9 protein-coding genes are annotated in these 8384 nt (G+C 43.4%); 3 read left to right on the top strand and 6 right to left on the bottom strand.

The genetic code is table 11. The annotated features are described in order from the left end of the window. Nucleotides 1-115: 115 nt before the first annotated feature. The 5 genes from folE to GNE10_RS08710 form a co-directional block, all read right to left on the bottom strand. Complete coding sequence (gene folE, locus GNE10_RS08730; RefSeq protein ID WP_099068463.1) at nt 116-823, bottom strand: GTP cyclohydrolase I FolE; 708 nt, start codon at nt 821-823, stop codon at nt 116-118. 205 nt (nt 824-1028) lie between these two features. After that, complete coding sequence (locus GNE10_RS08725; protein WP_185564622.1) at nt 1029-1754, bottom strand: SDR family oxidoreductase; 726 nt, start codon at nt 1752-1754, stop codon at nt 1029-1031. A gap of 360 nt (nt 1755-2114) precedes the next feature. Beyond that, complete coding sequence (locus tag GNE10_RS08720; RefSeq protein WP_099068461.1) at nt 2115-3095, bottom strand: acetyl-CoA carboxylase carboxyltransferase subunit alpha; 981 nt, start codon at nt 3093-3095, stop codon at nt 2115-2117. A 235-nt stretch (nt 3096-3330) separates the two neighbouring features. Continuing rightward, nucleotides 3331-4350: a long-chain acyl-[acyl-carrier-protein] reductase gene (locus GNE10_RS08715; protein WP_099068460.1), complete on the bottom strand. Its 1020-nt coding sequence runs from the start codon at nt 4348-4350 to the stop codon at nt 3331-3333. A gap of 353 nt (nt 4351-4703) precedes the next feature. Beyond that, complete coding sequence (locus tag GNE10_RS08710; protein ID WP_099068459.1) at nt 4704-5402, bottom strand: aldehyde oxygenase (deformylating); 699 nt, start codon at nt 5400-5402, stop codon at nt 4704-4706. 180 nt (nt 5403-5582) lie between these two features. Here GNE10_RS08710 and GNE10_RS08705 point away from each other — a divergent pair, with 180 nt between their 5' ends. After that, complete coding sequence (locus GNE10_RS08705) at nt 5583-6410, top strand: carbohydrate ABC transporter permease (RefSeq protein WP_185564621.1); 828 nt, start codon at nt 5583-5585, stop codon at nt 6408-6410. A 156-nt stretch (nt 6411-6566) separates the two neighbouring features. Here the strand turns inward: GNE10_RS08705 and csaB are convergent, their stop codons facing one another. Beyond that, entirely contained in the window at nt 6567-7604 is a 1038-nt protein-coding gene (gene csaB / locus GNE10_RS08700) for a polysaccharide pyruvyl transferase CsaB (protein WP_185564624.1), read from the bottom strand. 123 nt (nt 7605-7727) lie between these two features. Here csaB and GNE10_RS08695 point away from each other — a divergent pair, with 123 nt between their 5' ends. After that, entirely contained in the window at nt 7728-8063 is a 336-nt protein-coding gene (locus GNE10_RS08695; RefSeq protein WP_185564619.1) for a DUF2499 domain-containing protein, read from the top strand. Next, entirely contained in the window at nt 8060-8353 is a 294-nt protein-coding gene (locus GNE10_RS08690) for a DUF3593 domain-containing protein (protein ID WP_185564617.1), read from the top strand. Before GNE10_RS08695 ends, GNE10_RS08690 begins: the two co-directional genes overlap by 4 nt. Nucleotides 8354-8384 lie beyond the last annotated feature (31 nt).

Raw genomic sequence — 8384 nt, 5'->3', positions numbered from 1 at the left:
GTGTGGGGAGTGTGGGGAGTGTGGGGGGAAAGATTTTTTCACCATCCTCCCACACCTCCCACACCTCCGTCTCCTCCCACACTTCCTGCTTGCCCAATGCCCAATGCCCCATTCCCTAAATAAACGTTGCTTGGTGGCGAATCAAGTTAAAGAGTTCTTCGCGGGTTTTGTGTTCTTCTTGAAATACACCAACCATTGCACTAGTCACAGTCCAAGAACCCGGTTTTTGGACTCCTCGCATCACCATGCACATATGGGTGGCTTCCATAACAACGGCGACGCCTTGGGGTTCGAGAATGGTCTGAATTGCTTCGGCGATTTGGCGGGTTAGTCTTTCTTGAACTTGCAAGCGGCGGGAATACATTTCCACTATCCGTGCTAGCTTACTCAGTCCCACAACTTTTTGATTGGGAATATAAGCAACGTGCGCTCTACCCATAAATGGCAGCATGTGATGTTCGCACAGACTAAAGAAGTTAATATCTCGCACTAGTACCATCTCGTTATGTCCTTCGTCAAAGATGGCACCGTTAACGAGTTCTTCGAGGGATTGATTGTAGCCGCTGGTTAAAAACCGCATTGCCTCGGCTGCTCGTTTTGGCGTTTTCAGGAGTCCTTCGCGTTCTGGGTCTTCTCCAACACCTAATATTAATGTCCGCACGGCGTCCATCATTTGTTCCATCTGTTCTTCTTTGGGTGAAAACAGATCTGCTTGTTTGCCATTGTGGGTGTTACGATCTGGTCTTGGAGTTATGGCTTCTGCCAAGTCGGAAATTAAAGGCGATTGAGAGTAGTTAGAACCGTTGGAACTAGCGATAGTCATGATTGAGTGTGTGATATGGTTTGGTCATTGGTCATTGGTCATTAGTCATTTGCTCATCGGTCATTCGCTTTAGACAAAGAACAAACGACAAATTAGGGAATTCCCAAAAATAAACAACAGTACATGGTGATTGACTGTTAACTGTTAACTGTCAACGGTTAACAGTGAACTATAGCAATGAAATATTTTTGTACTTGGAAGTCCCTTAGAGTGCGCCTGCACTTGGCATTATGGTTAATTCATCAATAACTGCTTGTTGTGGTAACAAAACTGTGTGGAGAATTAACTCGGCTATAGTTTCTGGGTTTAACATTTTGGAACGGTCTAAATCAGCTTTGACTGTTTCTGTATCCCAAATTTCGGTATTGACTGCCCCAGGACAAATTGCTGTGACGCGAATGCCGTGGGTGCGTTCTTCTTTTGCCAAGGTTTGAGAAAGAGATAACAAACCCGCTTTGCTAACGTTGTATGCCCCCCAATCGGGAAATGCTTGTTTGGCCGCAATGGAGACGACATTGATAATTGTGCCTCCGCCGCCATGCCGCATTGATGGCAATAACGCCGCAATGCACTGAAACACACTGGTGAGATTTAGATCGATTACTTGCTGCCAATCTGAAAGAGGAGTTTCACTTAAACTACCTGTGTATCCTATACCGGCATTGTTTACCAGAATATTTATATCACCAAAGTCAAGGGCGATCGCTTCAATCTTTTCTTTTACTTGGGAGATTTGCCCTAAATCCAATGGGTAAGCTTTCGCTTGCACCCCAGTATGTTCTAAGGCTTCTTTGACCGCCTCCAATTTCTCCACAGAACGGCTGACTAAGGCCACATCTATTCCGGCCTTTGCAAAGGCTAATGCCGTTGCTTTCCCAATTCCACTACTTGCGCCAGTAATTAAGGCACGTCGTTTTTGCTCAGCACTCATGGTGTCTCCCAATTTTTTGGCGATTCCCAAAGCCTAATATCACCCAATTATTCTGAACTTTGAGTTTTGATAGATTAAAGGAATCTAAAAATTCGATGATTGTCATAAGGCAACTGCTATTATGCAGTGCAATAGGTTGTGTATTGCGGATTTTCTCAGTAAAGACTACAAATCATCGTCTGAGAATTTATCCCTTAGACTCAAAGCAAATTACTTAATAATACAAGAGTTACTCAACATCATTGAGTAAGTTTGCCAAACATGCAAATGCCTATGGCTCATTAGATTGTTAAAAATCTTGAGGCACCATAGGCAATTATAGCACTGCTAATAGGCTAATTAATCATTAATGCGCTGCCGTTAATGGGCAATCTCTGTAAAAACACCAATTTTGCGGAATTTTTCATAGCGCAGTTGTCGGCGTTCAACAGCAGTCAAACGATTGAGTTCTTCCAAATTTTCTAACAGCACTTGCTTGAGGGTGGTAGCGGCTTTCAAGGGGTCGGAATGGGCACCACCGATGGGTTCGGGTAATATTTGGTCGATAATTCCCAAATTTTTCAGGTCGTGGGAAATAATTTTGAGAGCGACAGCCGCTTGGGGAGCCTTGCCTGCATCTTTCCATAAAATTGCAGCACAGGCTTCGGGGGTAGCGACGGTATAAACTGAGTGTTCAAACATCAGTAGGCGATCGCCAACACCAATACCTAGTGCCCCACCGGAACCACCTTCACCGATGACTGTGCAAATAATTGGCACATCTAAGCAAAACATTTCCCGCAAGTTGTAAGCGATGGCTTCCCCTTGACCTTGGTGTTCGGCTTCCACCCCAGACCAAGCCCCTGGTGTGTCGATAAAAGTTAAAATCGGCATCCCAAACTTGTTGGCGTGTTCCATTAACCGCAATGCTTTGCGATAGCCGCCAGGATAAGGCATACCAAAATTGCGGGCAATATTGTCTTTGGTATCGCGACCCTTTTGATGACCCAACATCACCACGGGTTGTCCGCTAAGACGCCCGACACCACCAACTAAAGCAGGATCGTCACCACCACAGCGATCGCCATGCAACTCCATCCATTCATCACTAATTGCCTGAATGTAATCGAGAGTACTAGGACGGCGCGGATGACGAGCAACTTGTAATCGCTGGGATGGTGATAAACTACTAAAAATTTCCTCACGCAGTTGCATAGCGCGTGTTTCTAGTTGACGAATTTGACCAGAAACATCGACGCCATTTTCTTCAGCAAGTTGCCGAATTTGATCGATTCGGGTTGCAAGTTCAGCCAGGGGCTTTTCAAAATCCAACAGTAGCGGTTTACGTTCAGTAGTTGCCATCGTTAGGAGTTAAGAGTTACGAATTTTTTAGAGTGAGGAGTGAGGAGTGAGGAGTTAGGAGTGAGGAATGAGGAGTGAGGAGTGAGGAATGAGGAGTGAGGAATGAGGAGTGAGGCACTAGAAAGCCTGAATTGATAAAATTTATCAACTTTTAACTCTCAACTTTTAACTCTCAACTCTCAACTCCTAACTCCTCACTCCTAACTCTCAACTCGTAATTCTCAACTCCTAACTTCTAAACCAACAACGGTCTAAATCCATGTTTCACTGACACCCGACCAATCTGCTCCATTTTGTCTACGGTAATCTGATTGCGTCCCCATGAAAAGTTCGTGTACAACTTCTCAAATTCCAGCAACATGGATTCGGCAAAACAAGCAAACAACTGGCGTGCTGGTACGTCCATATTGACGATTTTCATAATTTTCCAGTCAATATCCAGCGAATGCTCTACAATTCCACCATTTAACACGCGTACACCGGGATGTTGAATTTTTGTTGCTAAATTTTTAGGATAACCACCATCAATCAACAAACATGGTTGTTTTAAAACGGTAGGGTCAATTTCCACACCTTTGGGCATACTAGCAACCCAAACTACAATATCGGCTTGGGGTAGTGCTTCCGGCAAACTCATGACTTTTCCTCGTCCCAGTTCCCCTTGCAATTCTTTGAGACGTTCTTGGTCACGGGCTATGAGCAGAAGTTCTTGAACATCTGTTCTCGCATCTAGCCAACGTGTAACTGCACTACCAATATCGCCAGTAGCGCCACATACAGCAACTGTGGCTTTTGAGAGTTCAATTCCCAGCTGTTTTGATGCTTCTTCTACCTGCCGACTAATAATATAAGCAGTATGGGTATTTCCAGTAGTGAAGCGTTCAAACTCTAGTTTAATGTTGCGGACTTGGCTAAACTGTTCCAACTTAAAATTTTCAAAAATAATCGAGGAAAATCCGCCTAACGCTGTAATATTAATGCCATGTTTTTGTGCGTGTGCCATAGCGTTCAGCACCTTCCGCGTTGCTGCTTTGATGCGACGGGTAGCGAGCATTTCTGGCAAAAAGCAAGATTCTACATAGCGTCCTTCTATTTTCTGTCCAGTGACACTGGTAACAGTGATATTATCAACAATCTGTGGCGGGGCGCTGCACCAAAAGTCTAGCCCTTGATCGGCATATTCTGGGTATCCCAATTCTTGAGCTACTGCTTGAGCGTGTTCTAAACTAGTCAGATGTCCAATTAGACCAAACATGTAATGATTATTAGCCTTGTGCTGTCTTGAGCGCGTGAAATGAGTTGGAAGTTGAAAGTTGAAAGCGAGGAGTTGAAAGTTAGGAGTTGGGAGTTAGGAGTTAAGAGTTAAGTTGAATGTGAATCAAGAGTTGAAAAGCTTTCAATTTTGTTGATGATTCAAAAATGACGGTTTTGTTCCAGCAGGGAAACCCTTATGAGACAATGTGAGTTTTCAATTCACATCATGTGTGAGTTAGCAGTTTCAAGTTCAAGATTGATAATTTTATCAGTTCAAGCTTTCTAAGGCTTAACTCCCAACTCTTAACTACTAACCCCTAACTTCTAACTCCTGACTCCTGACTCTTAACTTTATTAAGCGGCTGCGAGTCCGTGGGCTGACAAACGCATAATCTCGAAAGTTTTGAAACCAATGTTACCTAATGCTTCACCATACTGAATCATAAAGTCTTCTATTAAAGCTTCTTTTTCCATTGCTAAAGTTTTGGCATCGTCGGCTACTTGGTTGAGCATTTTCCAAACAAGTGGCAGGTTTTGGCGATTTGCTTCTTCTAATTCTGCTTTGGATGCGGCAAAGTTTTCTTTGAGCCAAACTTCTCCAAAGTTGAGATGGCTATATTCATCTTTGACGACTCCCTCAGTGATTTTACGGGCAAAGTCATCAGCAACGGGAATATAGATGTTGTATGCTGCGATCGCAAAACATTCAATAATCAAAGACTGAATCAATAAACAAGTGACAACTTTGCCTTGGGCGGCCGCCGTTTGGAAGTTTTGGTGTAGTCCAGAGAAAAATTCCTTAGCAAATTGCAAATCTGGGGTCACTTGTAAATTGCGTCCACAAGCTTCAAATCCTTTCTTGTGACGACTTTCCATCTTAGAAAGACGAACCAATTCTTTTTCGGATTCTGGCAGCAATTGAGCTAGTTGGATGTAATTTTCATGGGCTTCTTGTTCCCCTTCAATCACGATGGCGTTAATCCGGCTATAGGCGTCTTTGTATTTTTCACTGTGGAAATCAATTTCCTGAAATTGGTCTGTAAGCTGCTGCATGGTATGTTTTCTCCTGTAAAACCAAGAATTATTTGACACCAGGATTCAATTTACCCTAAGAACAGAGGGTAATAATCATTGTGGTTTAATTTAACTTAACAAGTAACTATGTTTATAGATTAGCTGTTGCTGGGGTCGATGCTCTAGTACCAGAGAAACAAATGCAATGCTTTGCAACTCATGTCCAAACCAAACTGGAATTTCAAATCTGGCGACTTTGTGAGCTTAGTAGTCTTAGTGCTAGGAGCATTTATCGTTCTCCTACCGCTGTTTGTGGTCTTTCTCACCTCCTTTGCACCAGGGATGGTGAGTGCAAAAGATTTGTCCAAAAATAACTGGTCTTTAGCAAATTATCAGGCTGCATGGCAGCGAGGTAAATTTTTACTGGCGTTTGCTAATTCTACCTTGGTAGCGATCGCTGTGACAGCGTTTCAGATTCTCACTTCCGCTTTAGCTGGTTACGCTCTCGCACGGCTGAAGTTTCGCGGACGCCAAGCTTTGCTGTTGGTTGTCTTAGCTACTTTGGTGATTCCCTTTCAATTGTTGGTAATTCCAATTTTTTTGGTGCTGAAGTGGGGACACCTGATAAATACCTATGGGGCGCTAATTTTACCCACTGCGGTGAACGGCTTCGGTATTTTCTTGTTACGTCAATATTTCCAGACAATTCCCTTGGAGTTAGAAGAAGCCGCAGCCATAGATGGAGCCAACCGACTGCAAATTTTGTGGCGAGTGATGTTACCTTTGGCTCGTCCAGCGTTGGTAACACTATTTTTGTTCACTTTCATCGGTGAATGGAATGATTTGTTTAAACCTCTGGTGTTTACCACACGTCCAGAATTAAGGACTGTACAGTTAGCGTTAGCTGAATTTCAGGAGCAATTTACCAATAACTGGCCTTTAATGATGGCAGCAGTAACAATAGCCACAGTTCCAGTGATGGTATTATTTTTAATCGGTCAGCGTCAGTTTATTGAGGGTATTGCCACCACAGGAATTAAGAATTAGGGGATGGGGAGTGTTAAGTGTTGACTGTTGACTATTAACTGTTGACTGATAAATTAGAAAACCTATGGTTAAAACTGTTCTCTATTCCCCTAACCCTATTCCCTGTTCCCTACCTTCACAAAAAGACTTTTTCAGCAAGCCCTAATAAGATTTTCTTTAACTTAAAGCTTCACTTAACAACTCGCGGTGCATTAATGCTCTATCAACTAAAGATTGTATTTGATCGGGTGATAAAGGATCGCCATTAGCATAATGTTCCATCCAGGTTTTACCAATCAAATTGGAGTCATCTGGTAAAGTTGTTAAATCCCAGCCAGGTATTGCCAATTCTTCCATGAGGCGATTTACCTTAGGATCGTAACTCAGAGCAAAACAGCGACAGCCTTCAGCAGCAGCCATAATTAAGCTGTGCAAGCGCATTCCAATTGCCATTTCGACACCGCGAAACACACCTTTTAAAAGTTGCGGATCTTCAAGACATAAAATCTGGCTGACATCTGGAAGTTGGGGTTGAATAGCTTGAGCAATACTTAAATCTTCACTTTTTTGGAATGGCAGCAGTAAGATAAATGCTTGGGTGGCTTTTTGAAAATCTACCAATGCACGAGTCAAGTTAGCCAAACGTGCTGCTGTCAGTTGGGGATGCGATCGCAACGTTACCGCAATTCTCGGCGCAGGTAAATCCCAAAGTCCTGGTACTGGTTTAGATTCCAATGCCCAAACCGGATCAGGAGCTATGATACAAGGAATTTGCCACTCAGCTAATAAAGCAGCACTAGCGCGATCGCGCACACTGACTTTGGTACAATTTTTAAAAGTTTGCCTTGCTAACAAGCGAGTTTGGGGGCGCACCAACGGGCCGATACCTTGCGCCCAAGCAACAGTTTTCAAACCCAAATTCTGTGCCAATGACATCAGTCCGCCATAATAAAATGGGCTAATAATACTGGTAACGTCTTGAATCAGACTTCCACCGCCCCAAATCAAAGCATCGCAAGAGCGCAAAGCTTGGAGAACAGGTAAAACAGCCATACGATTGTGGGTTTCTACATTGTAGCGATCGCGCGTTTCCTCTGGATTACCCGAAAGCACCACAGGCGTCACATCAGGTGGTAACATTTGCAAAAGCGTTGCCAACAAAGCTTCGTCACCACCATTACCTTTACCGTAATATCCAGATAATAACGCCCGCATCTTTGCCATTTTAGATTTTGGATTTTGGATTTTAGATTATCAACTCGATCGAGAATTCAGAATTCAGAATTCAGAATTCAGAATTCAGAACTCCTAACTCCTAACTCCTAACTCCCCACTTCTATGCACGTTCTTTCGATTCCCACCTGGATTATTCATATTTCTAGCGTTATTGAATGGATTATCGCCATTTGGTTGGTTTGGACTTACGGCGAACTCACTGGTAACCGTAATTGGTGGGTATTGTCCCTTGCCATGTTACCAGCTTTGGTTAGTGCCATGTGTGCTTGTACTTGGCACTATTTCGACAACGCCGAATCTCTTGAATGGCTGGTAATACTTCAAGCTACCATGACCTTAGTTGGTAACATTACACTTTGGGCGGCGGCGGTTTTGATTTGGCGTTCCACAAAGTCCAATAACACTGTTGCACCCCAACCTATTAAATCAAAGCAATGATGTCTAAAGAAACCCTGTTTGCGCTTTCATTATTTCCCTATTTGGGTTTCTTGTGGTTTATCAGCCGTAGTCCCCAAATGCCGCGTTTAGCGCTGTATGGATTTTACGGTACTCTTGTATTTGTCTTCATCACCATTCCCGCAGGAATTTATGCCCAATTGCACTATGGCAAGTCTCTAGCCAACGTAGATTGGTTACACGGCGGTGCAGAAGTATTTTTAACCCTGACAAATATCTTGATTGTGTTGGGTTTTCGGCAAGCAGTCAAGGAATTGAAAAATAAGGAGTAGGGGGTGGGGTACTCTACCAAATTAAGTTCGA

The sequence above is a fragment of the Nostoc sp. 2RC genome (genome assembly GCF_014222165.1).
GTDB lineage: Bacteria > Cyanobacteriota > Cyanobacteriia > Cyanobacteriales > Nostocaceae > Nostoc > Nostoc linckia.
The sequence above is the reverse complement of the archived record's forward strand: the minus strand, read 5'-3'. Positions and strand labels throughout refer to the sequence as shown.